Here is an 18,174-nt window from a genome sequence, read left to right as displayed (position 1 = left end):
TGCTATCTCACTTATTTTTCTTTTAACACACTATGTAATCGATCCGGATAATTTGTAAACATTCCTGTAGCACCCCATTTCATTAACAATCTCATATCTGGTTTCTCATTAATTGTATAAGGATGAATTAACAGTCCATTTTGCCTAGCCATTTTTATATATGACTCATTGATAATTAAATCTCCGTTATCATTACGTAAGTTTGGTCCAATACCGACTGCATATTTTTTAATTTCTTGAAAATCATCATTCGTTACACTTTTCGGCTCATGTGTAATGCCAGACCATTCAACAATCTCATTGTTTTCATTTGGATAATACCAAAGCAATTGAACTAACGGAATACTTTTATTCATACTATGAATCTTTTTTAAACTATCTTTACTAAATGATTGAATCATAACACGGCTAGAAGACATGTTTTGACCTATTAAATTATATTTTTCTAATAAAGCTAATAATTTCTCTTCCATTCCTGGATACACATCTGGTGATTTTGTTTCAATGTAATACTTCATGCTTCTTCCGTACTTTTGGAAAATTTCTTCAAGAGTCGGAACTTTTTGACCAACATACTCTTGCTTAGCCTTTTCTGGATACGCTTTATTGAACCACGATCCTGCATCTAAACTCTTTATTTCGCTTAACGTTTTATCTCGTACTTCGCCTGTTCCATTTGTCGTGCGATCAACTGCTGTATCATGCATTGCAATTAATTGGCCATCCTTAGTTAATTGAATATCTAACTCCAAATAATCCGCTTTCATTTTTTTCACTAAATCATAAGAAGCAAAAGTATGCTCAGGTGCATGTCCACTTGCTCCGCGATGTGCAATATTTAAAAACTTATTCTTATTCCACTCATGCTTTCCTTCTGCTTTCGCATGAACAGCTCCCCCAGCAAAAATACTTCCCGTCATAAAGAAAATAACTAATACGCTAATAATTTTTCTCATCCTTCTAATCCTTCCTACGTTGTAAATTTCAACAAGTTAATGAGATTTACACGAAATAGAAGATACACTTTCATTATTTTTATAAGCCTATATTAAAATTCCAATCTTACAAATATAATTCTCCTATGTTATTACTATACTATTTATTTTCCATATCCCTCCTATTCACATGTAACTTCCTATTGATTACATTTCATCAATAAAAAAAGCCATAAATTATTTAGAGGACACTTCTGTATCCCTAAATAAATTTATGGCTTATCTCAAATATCTCCGGCCTCGATTAACTTGTCGAAATTAATCATACCAAACCTATTAAAATTTGTGAATATTATTTTTTCAGTACGGTAAAGCTTTAATCAGTATAAGTTATATATCTATCTTATACTAATTAGTATTTGAACACATCAAATTTTTCCGAACAGCCCGATTCCTATCTAACTTCTTTAATTTCCATTCATACAAGATAAAATTCTATTGTCATTTGACATGATATTTACGTAAATCTAGGCTTTACTTAATTACAAATTCTTAATTTCGTATATCCTTTCTTGCAAGTTTAGGTTTCTTTTGAGAATGTGGTATATTTACATGTCCCGAAGCAGCCACGGATTGTCTCCTTTCCTTCCTTGACAGCCTAGGCTTCTTTTGAGAATGTAATTTTTTTAAATGTCCTGAAGCAATACATTGTTTTTTGAAATCAAAGTAAAAATACAAATGTGTACTTAGAGCTATGAACACAACGGAAAAAAATGAAGCGAGAATGATTAATACAATAGCCATAGCCTTTTGACTCAAAACACCAATAATAACTTGACCAATCATATAGCCTAAACCTGAAAAAATACAATTTTAGGAATTTTCACATCTTGATCAGTTGTACCCCTTAAGCGGGCTGTAAAATATTTAATCCAGAATAATTCAGATTTATAAACAATTAAACTATATGCAATAAGCGATAGAATAAAAAATAAAGGTGACTCTATTTCTACGAATTCGTAAGCTAACTTTTGCACAGCTATGAAGCTACAAAATGAAATACTTAACGCAACAAATCCAGAATATAGTAAATGTTGCAATTGAGGCTGCCGAGGCTTATGAATAGAAACCCAAATTCCCCATAGATTACATATCATATAAAATGGAAAAGCTACGTAAGAGTATATATTGTACGGCGGAAATATGAATAGAATGATAAGTAGCATAAAATTCATAAAGAACCATACAAAGCCTACAATATTCCTTATATCAAATGGTATTAATATTCGTATACAATCAACTATGTTGTTGCCATTATATTTATCCATTATGCATCCCATCCATTTCCTTCCTCTTCAAATCAACATATACCCATATGTATACGCCATATATACTACACACAACAGCCAATAAAGAAAAGACTAAAATTAAGACCGTCGCTAAACCGTTTTGTGATAATGTACCTATACATATTTGTCCAATTACATATCCCAATCCTGATAAATAAACAATTGGAGAAATTTTTATATTGTCATTTTCTTCATTGTTTAATCGCCTTAAAAAACTTTTCATTCCAATAGAAATCAATTTATAGATTGTAAGAATGTAAAGCAGAAAAGTAACAATAAAAAACAAAGGTGTTTCAATTTTAATAAAGGTATATGCAATCTTTTGAATCACTATAAAGCTTCCAAAAGAAAAAGTTATTCCCATAAATCCATTATATAAAATGTGTACCAACCTTGGCTCATTTGGTTTACAAAAAAACACCCATACCCCCATATATTAGCAGTCAAAAGAAAAGGTAAAATTATATATAAGTATATAGTAAAGGTTGGAGGAAATAAAAATGGGTTAAAATCATAAAATTAATAACTACCCACACCATAATGACACTCGATTTTACACTGTCAGGCATCAATTTCCGAATAATTTGTTCTGTACTTTTTCCGTGATATTTTTCCATATTAATCTCCCAAAAAACTAAAAAATTTTATCTAAAGCTGCTCCGATTCCAGATTTAACTTTATCTTTTATCGAATCCTGTTTACCATCATGATTCCAATCACCTTTGTTAAATTTGATTCCATCAGTTTCTATATTAATTTCTATAAAAACATCCAAGCTTATTCCACTCCAATAAAGGTTCCATTTGCTGCATCACTAATAAGAAATAATGTAAAAAAAACTGCTTGTTTAAACAGTTTTTTTACATTATTTCTTATTGTATTTTAGATAATACATTTTCTTGGAAAGTACGCTCTTCCTGATCTTCATATCCAGTTGAAACAACTTCTTGAATATCATCTTGATTAAATAAATAAGTGAAATCTGGATTAATATAGCCTTCTGGATAAGGACATCCCATATAATCGAATTTTCTTACCTCATCCGTTGCTACTTGTTGTTTTCGCCCAAAAATCATAAGTTTCTTTGTACCTTCTTTTAAAATTACAATAGAGCCTATAGGAAAAAGTTGCGAATTCATTGTATGGCCCCTCCTTATTAATTGTTTTTTGCTAAGAATTTTAGGAACCTAACTTGGTTTTTACCTTCTTTAAATCAATATATATACATATATACGCTCCAGATATACTAAACACAACAGCCAATAAAGAAAAGACTAAAATTAAGACCGTCGCTAAACCATTTTGTGATAATGAACCTATACATATTTGTCCAATAATATATCCCAATCCTGATAAATAAACAATTGGAGAAATTTTTATATTGTCATTTTCTTCATTGTTTAATCGCTTTAAAAAACTTTTCACTCCAATAGAAATCAATTTATAAATTGTAAAAATGTAAAGCACAAAAGTAACAATAAAAAACAGAGGTGTTTCAATTTCAATAAAAGTATATGCAATCTTTTGAATCACTATAAAGCTTCCAAAAGAAAAAGTTATTCCCATAAATCCATTATATAAAATGTGTACCAACCTTGGCTCATTTGGTTTACAAAAAAATACCCATACCCCCCATATATTAGCAATGAAAAGAAAAGGTAAAATTACATATAAGTATATAGTAAAGGTTGGAGGAAATAAAAATGGGGTTAAAATCATAAAATTAATAACTACCCATACCATAACGACACTCGATCTTACACTGCCAGGCATCAATTTCTGAATAATTTGTTCTGTACTTTTTCCGTGGTATTTTTCCATATTAATCTCCCAAAAACTAAAAAATTTTATCTAAAGCTGCTCCGATTCCAGATTTAACTCTATCTTTTATCGAATCCTGTTTACCATCATGATTCCAATCACCTTTGTTAAACTTAATTCCATCTGTTACTATACTAGCTCCTATAGAAACACCAAAGCCAATACAAGCTCCAGCAACAGTTCCGATTGGACCTCCCAAAAAAGTTCCAACCAATGCACCTGCTTTGGCTCCCGCAAAGGCACTTACAGCAGTTGTACCAACCCCAATTGCTGCATCACCAATAATATCACCAGCTAGCTTAGTTTTTGACGCTTTATTTTCAATATTTTCCTTTGTATCATTAATTACATCCCATCCTACAGCTGCATAGCCTAAAGCATTTGTTTTTAATTTCAATGAATCTTTAAGAAATTCTTTTGGTGATAAAACATGTCTTTTTACATCGTCTATTTGCTTTACTTCGGCTAAAGGTAATTTTGTACGCCTTATCACATTAAGTCCATTTTTATCCTTTAGTACGGTCCGATTTTGAAACCTTACCATTTCTTTTCCTTTTTTATTTGTGTAGGGTGTTACACGCAAACCTTTATTATGTAAAGCTGCCAACTTGTAGGCAGCCGCACCTTCAGTTACAGTACCAAGTAAAGTAAATAATGATCCCGTAGGGTTATCTTTCCAATCACCAATATCGCCACCCAACGGTGCAAACCAATTAACATCAATTGCTTCTTCCCCAAATGAAACTTCTTGTTGATCAGCCTTCTCAAAACGGTCAGCAGCTTTTCTTAATGCATCACTATGTTCTTTTAAAACTGTCGTTATAGTAGCTAACACTGAGCCTGCGTATTGGGATTGATTTAACACAGCATCTCTTCCAGATACTTGGAAAGGAAGATCAAATAACTGCTGATTGATACGTTGATGTGTTTCAGATACCTCATGAGCTGTTTGTTCTATATTAGAAGCTAGTTTCCTTAAATGGTCAGGAGTAACCTTAATTTCACCGCTCACCTTGTTTTACCCCCTAATGATTTAAGATAAAGTACCATTTTCTTTATCTCTTCAGTAATTGTAAAGGTATCAAGGCAAATAAAATTCGTTTGTGTTTGCTCATTATCTAAAACTTTTTGGATTAGCCAATATTGGTTTTGACTATATAAAAACTGAATACAGTCTGTAGACCATGAGTCCTTTATATAATAATGAACTTGAACAGTATTTAATTCTTCACGATTATGTATAATGTTTGCTAACTCTAAGGAAGCTTCATCATCTAAGTAAAGTTTCAAGTAATCTACTAATTGCTTGTTTGATTGATTTAAAATAGTTTCCTTATATGCAGAAGAAGGGATTTTAAATGTATAATTTGGACGAGAGAAAGTATTTTTAGGCTGTAATGCTTGATATATAAATTGCCAAGCTACCTCTGGTGTCCCGCATTCTTTAAATGTACATTGTTTTTCACCGTTATCATCTGTTATTACATTTTGTATAACCTTTTTCTCACTAAAATAGAAAATGTTTTTTTCTAAAGTGCTGTTTTTACTTATCTGTACTTCAATAACAAATCCTGTAGTTAAACAAATACGAAAATATTCTAAAAGTTGTTTGTCACATAATGTTTCATCTTCTTTTATTATGAGTAGCTCTTCGTTTGTCCAATTCTCGTACATTACATCTAATTCTTTGTCTATTTCCTCATCTGACCAATTTTCAAAGGGGTTCTCAATTCCAATCATTGTTTCATGGTCAAATATCCCCGTTAATACATATACTTCTTTATTTGATAAAATAAGAGGTTCAATAGTCAAATAGTCCCACTCCCTAGCGTAATATATAATCTCTAGGAAATATAATACAATAAAAAAATGATTCAATCTAGTAATTGCCAACACTTATAACTAAAAACTAAAAAAATTCTAATAACAACAAAGAGAAAGGGAATTAATTTACATATGTTTTTATAATAATAATGTCTCTTCACTAAACAATTTTATTTTGTAAGCCAAAAAAATAGAAGTATCGTCCTATATAAGACAATACTTCCTTAGTTACTTAAAAACCACATAATAAATTACTCATTACCTCCTCCAGCATTACATCTGGATTTACCACTGCTTTTTCCGAACGCCATCCAATAAAGCCATCTGGTCTAATTAGTACAACTCCTTCATTCTCTATCCCATATAATTCACAAAAAACATTTTCTTGAGTAATAAAGTCTCTCCTTAAACCAACGCTGTAAACTTTTATATTTATTCCTAATTTAGATGAAACATCAAATACAGCTTCAGCCCAAGAACTATTTTCTACTTCAGTAAGTAATACAAAATTGTTACCGAATAAGTCTAATATAGAAACTTTCTCCCCTTCATACATTCCAAAAAAATGAGGTGCTCGCGTTCCAGGTCTTCCGTTCAAATCTATGATACCCATTCTATGCGGATTGTCTGAGTCATCTATTATTGCTTTTGAACAATACTGATACCCAACAGTTACAGCTAAACCATCCATAATATTTAAACTGCCTCCCTCCCTATTCGCAGCACGAAACAGTAAACCACTCGCATAATCTGTCGTTAATTTTGCAACAGGATATCTCTCTTCATGATATGTTTCTAACAATTTCGGGTTTGCTTTTCCTTTTATAACAGCCGCTAATTTCCAAGCTAGATTGTGCGCATCTTGTATCCCTGTATTGGAACCAAACCCTCCTGTTGGCGGCATAATATGTGCAGAATCGCCAACTAAAAAAATGCGATTATTTCGAAATTTTGTAGCAGTACTTTCAGTCGCTTCCCACGGTAAAACACTTAATATTTCTGACTCAACATTTGTGCTTCCAATTGCGGTTTGAATAATTTGTTTACAACGTTCTATAGTGAAATCCTCTGGTCGCTCTCCTTTTAATGGATCGTAGGATACATGGTAAATCCATCTTCTTTCGTTATCAACTGGAATGAGCGCACCAAGAACTTCCGGATGAAGTACCATAGAAAAACCAAATGCATCTCCTTGTATAAACTCACTTAAATCCGCTTCAAAATAAATATTCATATAATAGCCACCGATTGTACCTCGTCCCTCCGTACTTATCCCTAGCTGCTCACGTATTTTACTTTTTGCCCCATCTGCTGCAATTACGTAGTCACAATGAACAACCCTCTCTTTTTCCGTTTCGCGATCTCGAATCGTTGCTATTACTCCGTTTTCCTTTTGTTCAAATGAAACTAACTCATGATAAAAAAATAGTTGCCCACCTAATGTTTTTGCTTCTAGTAACATCATCTGTTCTAAAGTAATTTGATAACAAGCAGTTTGTTTTGATGGACTAATCTCTTTTACTTTTCGAAGTAATTTTTCATCGTTTTCATACTGAGTCACCCTCAATTGTGCGAATTCTTCCTGATTCGCCTCAGCTATTGTATGAACAGCTATTCTTCCTTGGCAATTTTCTAATGTTTTACCCGCTGATCTAATTCTTTGTTCTAAACCTAATTCTCGAAATAACTCCATCGTACGAAAAGTGATTCCACCTGCTTTTGGATGAATTGCAGTAGACGGATGCCTTTCAATAAGTAAGTACTCAATATTATGTTTTGCAAGAAATAACGCAGACGCTAATCCTGATAATCCCCCTCCAACAATTAAAACTGGTACATAATTCAATTCCATATACTTATCCTCCACATCATTGTTCTGAGCTCAGTGACATAAATATAATCAAAAAAACAACAAAGATATAGACTTATATTTCATTTTAAATTATCATATAGATAGATTACGCCCCAAATTACTTTTACTTTTTCATACATCTATAATCCGTTTGAATTGTGCATGTATGCAAGAGTAAAACGAAAGAACTCACTTTAGTAGACACCAAAACAATAAAAACATGATAAGCGGTCGTAACCCTATAAATTATACAGGGTTACGACCGCTTAATTTTTTGCCCAATGACTTAACCATTCTCATTTGGAAACAACGTATTATTAAATCATTTTCTATTTTTAAAACTTCATCCATCTTGGTATGTATTCCTTTTCTATCCCCCTATTATTTTCAACACATAAAATTTCATTCGTCTCGATTTTCTTTCCCAATATTGCAGCTCATACAACAATCATGTAGCATTACCGTATCGATGTAATGGTCCATCATCTTAAACCTTTCGACTTATTACCAGGGGGTATATTGATTAAAATGAATAAACAAGAACAATTAAGTGTTATAAAAAAAGATTTTATTGATTCTCAAAAAGTATTATTGGCAATTGGTGATGAAACACGTCAAGCTATTTTGTTAGTTCTCATGGAAACTGAATGTCAAACAGGATTACGTGTAGGAGAAATCACAAAACAAACACACCTTTCTCGACCAGCGGTATCACATCACCTTAGGATTTTACGAGAAGCCGGTATTATTTTAATGCGAAAAGAAGGTACAAAAAACTTTTATTATATTGATATACGTACAAAATTAGTTTTATTAAAAAATCTTGTATTAGATATTGAGAAACTATTGCACAACTTTTATTGAAATTTGGAGGTATAAGAAATGAAAGCGCTGATAATTGATAAGTACGAGAAAGTTCCAATGCATATGGCAGAGGTACCTACTCCTGAAATAAATGAGCATGAAGTGCTTGCAGAAATTCATGCAGCTAGTATTAACCCGATTGATTTTAAAATACGTGATGGAAAAGTAAAAATGTTACTTAAATATGAAATGCCCCTAATCCTTGGCAATGACTTTTCCGGTGTTATCGTAAAGGTTGGATCAAAAGTGAATCGTTTTAAAGTAGGCGATGAAATATATGCACGTCCAAGAAAAAATAAAATCGGTACTTTCGCGGAATATATAGCCATTCATGAAGATGACATAGCTTTAAAACCGAAAAATTTAAGTTTTGAAGAAGCTGCTTCGATTCCACTTGTTGGATTAACATCATATCAAGCATTACATGATATCATGCACTTACAAAAAGGACAAAAGATTTTAATTCACGCTGGGTCTGGTGGTGTTGGTACTTTCGCAATTCAGTTAGCAAAAATAATGGGCGCTACCGTTACAACAACTGCTAGTGAAGCTGGTTCCGATTTAGTAAAGTCTCTTGGCGCAGATCAAATTATTAATTACAAAACAGAAAAATTTGAAGAAATACTAAAAGATTATGATGCAGTATTTGATACCATTGGTGGTACAACACTTGAAAAATCATTCGATATTATAAAAAGCGGCGGCAACATTGTTTCCGTTTCAGGAATGCCAAATGCTCGTTTCGGTAAAAAATTTGGTTCTGGATTTTTTAAAACATTCTTATTTTCATTAGCAAGTAAAAAAATTACTGCACTTGAAAAAAAGCATAATGCTCAATATTCATTTTTATTTATGAAACCAAGCGGGGATCAACTACGCATCATTGCAAACTATATTGAAGCCGGAAAAATCAAACCGGTAATCGATCGCGTTTTCCCTTTTGAAGATGCTCAAAAAGCAATGGAATATTCAGAGGCTGGAAGAGCAAAGGGAAAAATAATTGTAAAAATAAAATGATAATACACCCTCCATTTTAATCAATCTTTTTGAAAAATGGAGGTTTTGTGTTTGCTGTAAAATAGACACAATGCACTGAAGTCCTTACAATAGATTGCAAGGGGAAATATCATATTATACTTTTCGTTAACTTAACAAAGAATACATACGTACAAATACATATTTAACACACAAAAAAGGAGGAGATAAAATGACTACAAATAATGAAGCAGGTTGGAATTTAGACAATAGTTATGCGACTTTACCACATTCATTTTATACAGAAATCCCCCCTACTCCCGTAAGTTCACCGGAGTTAGTTAAGCTAAACCATTCACTTGCGATATCTCTTGGCTTTAATCCTGAAGAATTGAAGAAAGAAGCCGAAATTGCTATTTTCGCCGGTAATGCACTCCCAGAAGGAGCTCATCCATTAGCTCAAGCATATGCTGGTCATCAATTCGGACATTTTAATATGTTAGGCGACGGTCGTGCTCTTTTAATTGGTGAACAAATTACTCCTTCAGGTAAACGTTTTGACATTCAGCTAAAAGGTTCTGGCCCTACTCCGTATTCACGCCGCGGTGATGGTCGTGCTGCACTCGGTCCGATGCTACGTGAATATATTATTAGCGAAGCAATGTATGCACTTGATATTCCAACTACCCGCAGTTTAGCAGTTGTCACAACTGGTGAACCAACCTATCGTGAAACAAAATTACCTGGAGCTATTTTGACTAGAGTAGCAAGTAGCCATATACGCGTCGGCACATTTCAATATGCTGCAGCTCGCGGCTCAATCGAGGATCTTCAATCGCTAGCTGACTATACAATAAAAAGACATTACCCAGAAATTGAAGATCATGAAAACCGATATACTGCATTGCTACAAGAAGTCATCAAAAAACAAGCAAGCCTCATCGCTAAATGGCAACTTGTTGGATTTATCCACGGTGTAATGAACACTGACAATATAACAATTAGTGGAGAAACGATTGATTACGGCCCTTGTGCATTTATGGATAATTACGACCAACGAACCGTATTTAGCTCTATTGATACACAAGGTCGCTACGCATATGGAAATCAGCCATATATGGCCGCATGGGACCTCGCGCGACTAGCTGAATCTTTAATACCAATCCTACACGAAGATGAAGAAGAAGCATTAAAGATTGCTCATGATGAAATTTCAAAATTTAGCGTACAGTATGAAAAACAGTGGTTCCTTGGAATGAAAAAGAAATTAGGACTATTTAGCAACGAAGAACAAGATCACTCACTTATTGAGCAACTTTTAAAAATGATGGAGAAATATAAAGCAGATTACACAAATACATTCTGTTCATTAACTCTTGATACGTTAGAAAATACGCCTCTATTCGATAGCCCTGAATTTAAAGAATGGTACAAACTGTGGCAATCTCGATTAGAAAAACAAGAAGAATCGAAAGAAAATGCCTACGAAATGATGAAAAATAATAACCCATCAATCATCCCAAGAAACCATCGCGTAGAAGAAGCACTAGAAGCTGCTGTCACAAATGGCGACTATAGCGTAATGGAGAAACTTCTTGAAGCTCTAGCAAATCCTTATGCTTATTCTACAGATCAAGAAGAATACTGTGTTCCGCCTGCGCCTACGAATCGTCCTTATCGTACTTTTTGTGGGACTTGATTGCAATTTAAAGAATGTTTCTAGTTATATTAACTGTTAACAACAAACTTAAAAGGTGTTTTCAATATTGAAAACACCTTTTAAGTTAACTTATTTAATGTCCATTTTTAAAATCAACTAAAAATGCCGACTTCAAATCAAAAATACTTCATTCTATATTTATCCACGTTCTACTACTAAAAAATCTGGTTTTGCAGGTGCAGGCGTATCTCCATGAGCAGCATATTGTTTAGTATCAAAATTTAATACCGAAAAATTTTCATGTGTCGCTTGTTTTGGTTCAGCTAAAATGCCACCAATACTCAAAAATACAACACCAGCAGCCGTTAACCCCATAATAGTTAATCCAATTTTTCTCATTATTTCAACGCTCCTTTGTCAAATATTCTTTTTCTCGTTTCATAAGCCTTATAAAAATACTTTTCAGCCTGTTCTATATTGCCTTCTTTATGAAATTCTATCGCCAGCTTTTCAGCATATTCGCAGATATATTCGTTTAAATTTTCTCTTTCAAAGTAAGAAAAACTTTCAAGCATAATTTTTTCTACGTTTTCTGCTTTCAAACATTGACAAAATTCATTTAGAATTAAAAAATGATACTTATATTCATCATTTTTTAATTCTTTGCAAACTTCCAATCCAATTTCAATTAATTCTTTTGCCTTTTCTATTTCTCCTATTTTATAATATTCTCCTGCCTCTATAAAAATAGCTTTATAATGATTCGGCATTTTTTTAGAAACCTCTGATAAGTGTCTAATAGCCAAGACCGAAAGGTTTTGACTTGCATACAATAATCCTAAATTATGTCTTATTCTTAAAACTAGTGTTTCAGCATCATTTTTTTGCAAAGTATTTAACGCTGAAACAATATACTCCTCTGCTCTTTCATGCTGTTTTAATTTTGAAAAAGATAACCCCAAAACATTTTCACATAGTGCTACATTCATTTCATGCCCTGTATGTTTTGCAAAGATATCCCTTGCTTTCGAAGCATATTCAATAGCTGAATACGCTTGATACATTTGATATTTTAATGTAGAAACTCTGTAGTTAAACTCTGCTTGTTCAACTTCATCTGGAATATTCTTTAGTAATCTTTCCGCTTTATCAAAATAGTTACTCGCTTCACTATAATTTGAGAGAATTGTAGAATGTATAGATTTGAAAAAATAATAATAATATTCTAAAAATTCATCATTCGGTTTAGGCAGCGAATCTAGTTTATCAAAAGAATTTTTTGAAATGCCTATACCATCAATTAGCACTTTATATCGAAAATCTAATAGATAATAGTGAAATAAAACATTTATATCTCCTTCGATAATATGTAGCTTTTTATCAATCTCTTCCTTTAATTTATTGGCTTCACTTACTCGTTGTGCTCTGATGTTTTGGTACCAATCATTCAGCATCTTAGTAATTAATTTATTACCCGTGATTTGTATATTCATTGAAACCCCTCCTCATCTATTTAAGTATTCTAAAAATAACACAATTCAATTATCTATATCCATATTTATATATATTTCTCAACAATTGTTTGAAATTCAATTCCTCAATTAATTATTTGTTCACATTACACCCATCTTTTATAACCTCTGAATATGAGTATCCTTAAAATCCGTCTCATATTTCAATCCATATCCAAACATTCGATCCATTCCGATATGTGCCGTCCATATTAGACCTATCATAATAACGGTATCCATCTTAAAATAAACACCTACTATAGCTATTAAAATGGATATAATATATGTGTGAAATATATTATAGATTTTAGCACCAATATGATTATTTATCCCATAAGCTAACATTGATAAATCCGGTGCTAATAGGAATATCCAAAATATAATCCAACTAAATTCATATAATGAATACATATAAATCGCGGCTAAGAATACAACTAAGCCTTCAAAATGTACAATACGTTTTTGCATTCTTTATCATTCCTATTTTTCTATATTTACCGATACATTTTTATCATTAAAAGTATTCTTTGCATTTTTTGACCAAATGGTTGCTAATATTGGTCCTGCAATGTTATGCCATACTGCTGCTAATACACTTGGAAGTGCAGCAGCTGGTCCAAAATGTGCGGTTGCCAGTGCAACACCTAAACCTGAATTTTGCATTCCTACTTCTATTGAAATAGCTCTTCTTGTCCCTTCATCTAGTCCAAGTACGAACGCTGTTATATATCCGAGTAAAAAACCGAACGCATTATGGAGCATAACCGCAATAAAGATAAGAAGGCCTGAAGAAGTAATACTGCTTACATTTGCTGAAACTACCGCTGAAACAATAATGATAATTGCTAATACTGATATTAAAGGAATAACAGTCATTCCTTTCGTAACAGTTTTAGGGAAAAACTTCTTCACCACTAATCCTAAAATAATAGGTAGGATAATGACTTGTACGATAGAAAGAAACATAGACATAGCATTCACTGGCATCCATTGTCCTGCAAGTAATAATAAAATAAGAGGTGTAGCAATGGGTGCTAATAACGTTGATAATGACGTCATTGCAATAGACAACGCTAAGTTCCCTTTTGCTAAATAAACCATAACATTTGATGCAGTGCCACCCGGTACTGAACCGAGTAACACTAGTCCAGCTGCTAATTCGGCTGGCAGATTCATAACATAGGCTAGTACGTATGCGACAAGTGGCATAATAATAAACTGAGCACATACACCGATAATAACTGGCAATGGTTTTGTAGCAATGATTTTGAAATCAACAGCCTTTAATGTTAATCCCATCCCAAACATGACAACCCCAAGTAAAATCGTTATGTAACTAGTTAATCCGAGAAATGGAGCAGGAATAAAATATGCAATAGCTGCAATACAAATAACCCAAAATGCAAAATGCAAAATACTTTCCAGCTATATTACTTATCGCTTCTAGTACTTTCACCCAATCAGCTCCTATCCTTTAATTGAAACACTTTATTCGGATTCAAAATATTTTGCGGATCAAGAGCTTTCTTTATTTTTTCCATTACGATTAATGCTGCCCCGTGTTCTTCTTCTTGATACTTCCTTTTTCCGATTCCGACGCCATGTTCTCCTGTACACGTTCCCCCTCGTTTAAGAGCATATAAAACGATACTTTCATTTATTTCGTCCGCCTTTTTCACTTCTTCTTTATCGTTTGGATTAACCATTAAGAGCACATGGAAATTTCCGTCTCCTACATGACCAAGAATGCCACCAACAAGACCATTCTTTTCTAATGTCTCTTTCGCATGTTGGATTGCACCAGCTAATTCTGAAATTGGTACACATACATCTGTACTCATAAGCTTTTTACCAGGATAGCTATGAACGTAAGAATATGCTAGATTATGCCGTGCATCCCATAATTTATTTCTCGCCGCAGTTTCCGTTTCAAAAGCAACTTCTTTACATTTATGATCAAAAACAATTTCCTTCGTAAATTCAATATCTTGCTTTAGCCCAGCTTCATTACCGTGAAACTCTAAAAACAGTGTAGGCTCTTCTCTGTAACTTGTTTCATTATAATGGTTTACTTGTTTCATAGATAATTCATCTACAAGTTCAATTCTCGCAATTGGAATACCCGCTTGTAGTATGTTAATAACAGCTTCTACTGCATCATTTATAGTTGGAAACGACGCTCTTGCAGCCATAACATGCTCTGGTATGCCGTATACTTTTAATGTTAACTCTGTAAAGCATCCAAGCGTACCTTCTGATCCTACGAAAACACCATTTAAATGATAACCTGATGATGACTTCGCTGCTAAATTTCCAGTATGTATTACTTCTCCATCAGCAAGAACAACTTCTAAATCACGAACTTGATCACGCATAACACCATACTTCACGGCTGTCGTTCCACTCGCATTTGTAGCAGCCATTCCACCTAACGTTGCATCTGCCCCTGGATCTACACTAAAAAACAAACCATATTTCTTCAATTCTTTATTAAGCTGAGAACGAGTCACTCCCGGCTGTACTCTCACAAGAAAATCTTTCTCTCTTATTTCAAGAATTTTGTTCATTAATGAAAAATCAACCGTAATCCCTTTTTCATAAGGAATTACATGCCCTTCTAAACTAGAACCTACCCCAAACGGAACGACAGCTGTTCCGTGCCCACTCGCTATTTTCATTATGGCACTAACTTCTTCTGTCGTTTTCGGAAAAACTACTACATCAGGTAAACTACTAGCATGATAAGATTCATCTTTACTATGTAACTCTCTTACTGTCGTATTGATTACTACTCGATCTTCGGGAAGTACACCCTTTAATTCATTTACTAAACGCTCTACTGTTATTTCCATCGTACACTCTCCTACTCTCTATAAATTAGAATTACAAAATATGTTAAGTGTTTTATACATAATAATCCGAAAAATTAAATAATTCAAGTTTTACATATACGAAATTCATTTCTTACTTTCGAATAAAAAAAAGAACTTGCAACAATTGTTTCAAGTTCTTTTCTATAAAACTACATTTTAAACGACTTCTTTATTAACAACATAAACCAAATTAAAGTAACTGCCATCAACGAATGAGAAAACCCAACAATATAGGTTAACCCTTTAAAGTCCGCTCCATTTAACTGAAGAAGCCCTCTTGCTGCCAATGAACCTAACATTAAAATTAATGCGATATTATGTACAACAAACCACTTATTAAAACTTTTCGCTTCATGAAACGCGAATACTTTTGCTAATCCTAAAGCAATTAAAAAGAAGAAAAAGCCAAGTACAAGTGTATGTGTATGCAAAAGATTTAACAACGTAGATCCTACAATCCCCTTATACTTTCCATATTCCCTAGCGAAAATCCCTGATAATAAACCGATAATCAAATACGTAAACGATGCATTATATAATTTCTTCATTATGTACCTCCTTGAGTAGAATGTGTAGTGTGTCATATTTAGTAATAATGATAGTTATATAGTAAAAACTCCTAGTCACCTAGGAGTCATTGTATAAGCATCTCACTCTTTACAATCAAATCTAATTATAAAATATCCTTTTATACAAAACAAACGAACTTTATGTGAACAAGCAGGACTCTTTTAAAATATGTTGCGATTTCGTATTACGCAATCCATACTAATTATTATAAATGTTAAAGGTGGTGCATTGGATTGATAGTTCTTGAAACTGAACGACTCGTTCTTCGCTGGTTTGATATAAAAGACGCTCCATTTATTCTTGAATTAGTAAACGATCCTGCATGGATTCAGTATATCGGTGATAAAAGAATTAAAAACTTAGAAGATGCAAAAAAATACATCTTAAACGGACCCGTTGATATGTATAATAAAATGGGCTTTGGTCTTTACCTAGTTGAACGAAAAGAAGATCTCACTCCACTTGGTATGTGTGGTCTTATTAAAAGGGATTCATTAGAAGATGTTGATATCGGCTTTGCCTTTTTAGAGAAATTCCGTTCAAAGGGATATGGCTTTGAATCCGCTTCTGCTGTAATCGAATACGGAGTACAAAAACTAGGACTGAAACGAATTGTAGCAATTACAACTATCGATAACATCTATTCAGGAAAGCTTTTAGAAAAAGTAGGATTGCAGTTCGAAGAGATTCTTTCGGACTCAGGAGAAGATCTAAAGTTATTTGGATATAACGTACATTAAATTGACAGAGTTCTCTTTTAACCTAATCAAAAAATATTTCTTCAATATACATTCCTAAACGTTATCATGATTAAAATACTCATCTGTTTTTAACGATATAACAACGCTAACATTTAAATCACAACCCTAATTTTCAGTACTGTATTTATTCTTAAAAACCCTCTATCTTGTTCTTAAATTTGTCAAAACTCTTATGTAGTTACATGAAAATTTTATGCTAATATGTTACTAAGAAACTATGCGTTCCCTTAACCCTGTATCCGGCCCTGTATTTTTTACAGGGCCTTTGTTTATTTAATTTACTTATCACGTGCTTATACATATTAAAAGTCATTTCAAATGTAATAAACAATAAATACTAAAATAATTTAAGAATGAAGTGTCCAAAAAAGCCTAATCTCTCTACAATATATTGAGAAATTAGGCTTTTTAATAAGAAAATTAAAATTCATAAACAATGAATAATTTACATGTTAGGCTTATCTGTTAAAGCAGAAATAATCCTGTTCACTAAGTCTTCTGGCATCCATTCCTGATTTGTATCATTCGTTTCATTTGGTCCTAAAGAATCAATGAACTTTTTAAACTTTGGAAATAAAACAATAGAAGTGATCCAATGTATCGTATGATTTATGGAGAAAAAATGAAAAACTCCTTGTTTTTCACCCTCCTGTAATATTGCTTTTAACTGTTCAAAATTACCGATGAAATAGGGTTTGATTTTTTCTAATCTTGCACTTTCCTTAATAATCTCTTCATATGCCAATACTCCAATTTCAGGATTTTCTTTTATATGTGTAGTAAAGACTGTTAAATATTCTTTAAGAGCATTGATAGGATTAAATTGATTCTTCTCAAGAAAATTAGGTAACTCATTAGCAAGGCCATATTTCTTAAACACCTCATAATACAGGTTTTCTTTCCCATTAAAATAGTATGAAGCCATAGCGACATTCACTTTCGCTTCTTTTGCGATTTCTTGTATACTCGCACCTTCGTAGCCACGCTCTCCAAATTTTTTCTTAGCAGCCTTCAAAATATTTTCCATCGTCTGCTCTCGAGATTTCCCCATTTTACACACCTCAAATAATATATATTTCACTTCAAAAATCCAATAAGGACTTTGAATAGAGTATCTTTTTAATGAAATTTAATTATATATTTAAAGTAGTAACTTAACAACCGATGAAGTCTTGATTA

17 protein-coding genes and 3 pseudogenes are annotated in these 18,174 nt (G+C 32.8%); 4 read left to right on the top strand and 16 right to left on the bottom strand.

The genetic code is table 11. From position 1 onward, the window contains the following. Nucleotides 1–11: 11 nt before the first annotated feature. The 9 genes and pseudogenes from ACYVEC_RS06290 to ACYVEC_RS06250 all read right to left on the bottom strand — a co-directional run bounded on the left by ACYVEC_RS06290 (nucleotide 12) and on the right by ACYVEC_RS06250 (nucleotide 7,781). Nucleotides 12–956: a glycerophosphodiester phosphodiesterase gene (locus tag ACYVEC_RS06290; protein WP_063221978.1), complete on the bottom strand. Its 945-nt coding sequence runs from the start codon at nucleotides 954–956 to the stop codon at nucleotides 12–14. A 531-nt stretch (nucleotides 957–1,487) separates the two neighbouring features. Then, a pseudogene (locus tag ACYVEC_RS06285) lies at nucleotides 1,488–2,275 on the bottom strand (hypothetical protein). Next, a pseudogene (locus ACYVEC_RS06280) lies at nucleotides 2,256–2,901 on the bottom strand (hypothetical protein). The pseudogenes ACYVEC_RS06285 and ACYVEC_RS06280 overlap by 20 nt, the downstream one beginning before the upstream one ends. Nucleotides 2,902–2,918: 17 nt before the next feature. Continuing rightward, nucleotides 2,919–3,059 carry a hypothetical protein gene (locus tag ACYVEC_RS06275; RefSeq protein WP_180230801.1) on the bottom strand — a complete coding sequence of 47 codons (141 nt, stop codon included), beginning with the start codon at nucleotides 3,057–3,059 and terminating at the stop codon, nucleotides 2,919–2,921. A gap of 97 nt (nucleotides 3,060–3,156) precedes the next feature. Then, entirely contained in the window at nucleotides 3,157–3,423 is a 267-nt protein-coding gene (locus ACYVEC_RS06270) for a DUF4176 domain-containing protein (RefSeq protein ID WP_063223657.1), read from the bottom strand. A 40-nt stretch (nucleotides 3,424–3,463) separates the two neighbouring features. Next, the gene (locus ACYVEC_RS06265) at nucleotides 3,464–4,105 is read right to left on the bottom strand and encodes a hypothetical protein (RefSeq protein ID WP_098555672.1); all 642 of its coding nucleotides are present in this window, start codon (nucleotides 4,103–4,105) and stop codon (nucleotides 3,464–3,466) included. Nucleotides 4,106–4,121: 16 nt separating this feature from the next. Then, complete coding sequence (locus tag ACYVEC_RS06260; RefSeq protein WP_063221200.1) at nucleotides 4,122–5,117, bottom strand: WXG100 family type VII secretion target; 996 nt, start codon at nucleotides 5,115–5,117, stop codon at nucleotides 4,122–4,124. After that, nucleotides 5,114–5,917 carry a hypothetical protein gene (locus tag ACYVEC_RS06255; RefSeq protein ID WP_063221201.1) on the bottom strand — a complete coding sequence of 268 codons (804 nt, stop codon included), beginning with the start codon at nucleotides 5,915–5,917 and terminating at the stop codon, nucleotides 5,114–5,116. The genes ACYVEC_RS06260 and ACYVEC_RS06255 overlap by 4 nt, the downstream gene beginning before the upstream one ends. Nucleotides 5,918–6,161: 244 nt before the next feature. Then, nucleotides 6,162–7,781 (bottom strand): FAD-dependent oxidoreductase, encoded by a 1,620-nt coding sequence (locus ACYVEC_RS06250; protein WP_063221202.1) that lies wholly within the window; start codon nucleotides 7,779–7,781, stop codon nucleotides 6,162–6,164. 519 nt (nucleotides 7,782–8,300) lie between these two features. Between ACYVEC_RS06250 and ACYVEC_RS06245 the strand changes: the two genes are divergently transcribed. The 3 genes from ACYVEC_RS06245 to ACYVEC_RS06235 all read left to right on the top strand — a co-directional run bounded on the left by ACYVEC_RS06245 (nucleotide 8,301) and on the right by ACYVEC_RS06235 (nucleotide 11,319). After that, on the top strand, nucleotides 8,301–8,645 hold the full coding sequence (locus tag ACYVEC_RS06245; protein WP_063221203.1) for an ArsR/SmtB family transcription factor: 345 nt from the start codon (nucleotides 8,301–8,303) through the stop codon (nucleotides 8,643–8,645). A gap of 18 nt (nucleotides 8,646–8,663) precedes the next feature. After that, nucleotides 8,664–9,662, top strand: a complete 999-nt coding sequence (locus ACYVEC_RS06240) for an NADP-dependent oxidoreductase (protein WP_460505928.1) — start codon at nucleotides 8,664–8,666, stop codon at nucleotides 9,660–9,662. A 190-nt stretch (nucleotides 9,663–9,852) separates the two neighbouring features. Beyond that, nucleotides 9,853–11,319 carry a protein adenylyltransferase SelO gene (locus ACYVEC_RS06235; RefSeq protein WP_460505926.1) on the top strand — a complete coding sequence of 489 codons (1,467 nt, stop codon included), beginning with the start codon at nucleotides 9,853–9,855 and terminating at the stop codon, nucleotides 11,317–11,319. 159 nt (nucleotides 11,320–11,478) lie between these two features. Here the strand turns inward: ACYVEC_RS06235 and ACYVEC_RS06230 are convergent, their stop codons facing one another. From ACYVEC_RS06230 to ACYVEC_RS06205, 6 genes and pseudogenes are all read right to left on the bottom strand, one after another. Beyond that, nucleotides 11,479–11,679, bottom strand: coding sequence for a hypothetical protein (locus ACYVEC_RS06230; RefSeq protein WP_046954629.1), 201 nt, complete (start codon nucleotides 11,677–11,679; stop codon nucleotides 11,479–11,481). Continuing rightward, nucleotides 11,679–12,773: a response regulator aspartate phosphatase gene (locus ACYVEC_RS06225; RefSeq protein WP_063221206.1), complete on the bottom strand. Its 1,095-nt coding sequence runs from the start codon at nucleotides 12,771–12,773 to the stop codon at nucleotides 11,679–11,681. The genes ACYVEC_RS06230 and ACYVEC_RS06225 overlap by 1 nt, the downstream gene beginning before the upstream one ends. A gap of 138 nt (nucleotides 12,774–12,911) precedes the next feature. Then, entirely contained in the window at nucleotides 12,912–13,259 is a 348-nt protein-coding gene (locus ACYVEC_RS06220) for a DUF4260 domain-containing protein (protein WP_001172040.1), read from the bottom strand. A 12-nt stretch (nucleotides 13,260–13,271) separates the two neighbouring features. Next, nucleotides 13,272–14,247: pseudogene (locus tag ACYVEC_RS06215) on the bottom strand (bile acid:sodium symporter family protein). Nucleotides 14,248–14,251: 4 nt separating this feature from the next. Beyond that, nucleotides 14,252–15,643 carry an FAD-binding oxidoreductase gene (locus tag ACYVEC_RS06210; RefSeq protein ID WP_063221207.1) on the bottom strand — a complete coding sequence of 464 codons (1,392 nt, stop codon included), beginning with the start codon at nucleotides 15,641–15,643 and terminating at the stop codon, nucleotides 14,252–14,254. Nucleotides 15,644–15,813: 170 nt separating this feature from the next. Continuing rightward, a complete protein-coding gene (locus tag ACYVEC_RS06205) occupies nucleotides 15,814–16,212 on the bottom strand; it encodes a DUF2871 family protein (RefSeq protein ID WP_061183446.1) in 399 nt (132 codons plus the stop codon). A gap of 255 nt (nucleotides 16,213–16,467) precedes the next feature. On the opposite strand from ACYVEC_RS06205, the gene ACYVEC_RS06200 reads away from it, so the two are divergent. Next, nucleotides 16,468–16,974: a GNAT family N-acetyltransferase gene (locus ACYVEC_RS06200; protein WP_063221208.1), complete on the top strand. Its 507-nt coding sequence runs from the start codon at nucleotides 16,468–16,470 to the stop codon at nucleotides 16,972–16,974. Between the two features lie 466 nt (nucleotides 16,975–17,440). Here the strand turns inward: ACYVEC_RS06200 and hlyIIR are convergent, their stop codons facing one another. Continuing rightward, nucleotides 17,441–18,046: a hemolysin II regulator HlyIIR gene (gene hlyIIR / locus ACYVEC_RS06195; protein WP_063221209.1), complete on the bottom strand. Its 606-nt coding sequence runs from the start codon at nucleotides 18,044–18,046 to the stop codon at nucleotides 17,441–17,443. Nucleotides 18,047–18,174: the final 128 nt, after the last annotated feature.

The organism is Bacillus sp. MN7755, assembly GCF_054771475.1.
Note: the sequence above shows the minus strand (reverse complement) of the source record. Positions and strands in the feature narration are given on the sequence as shown.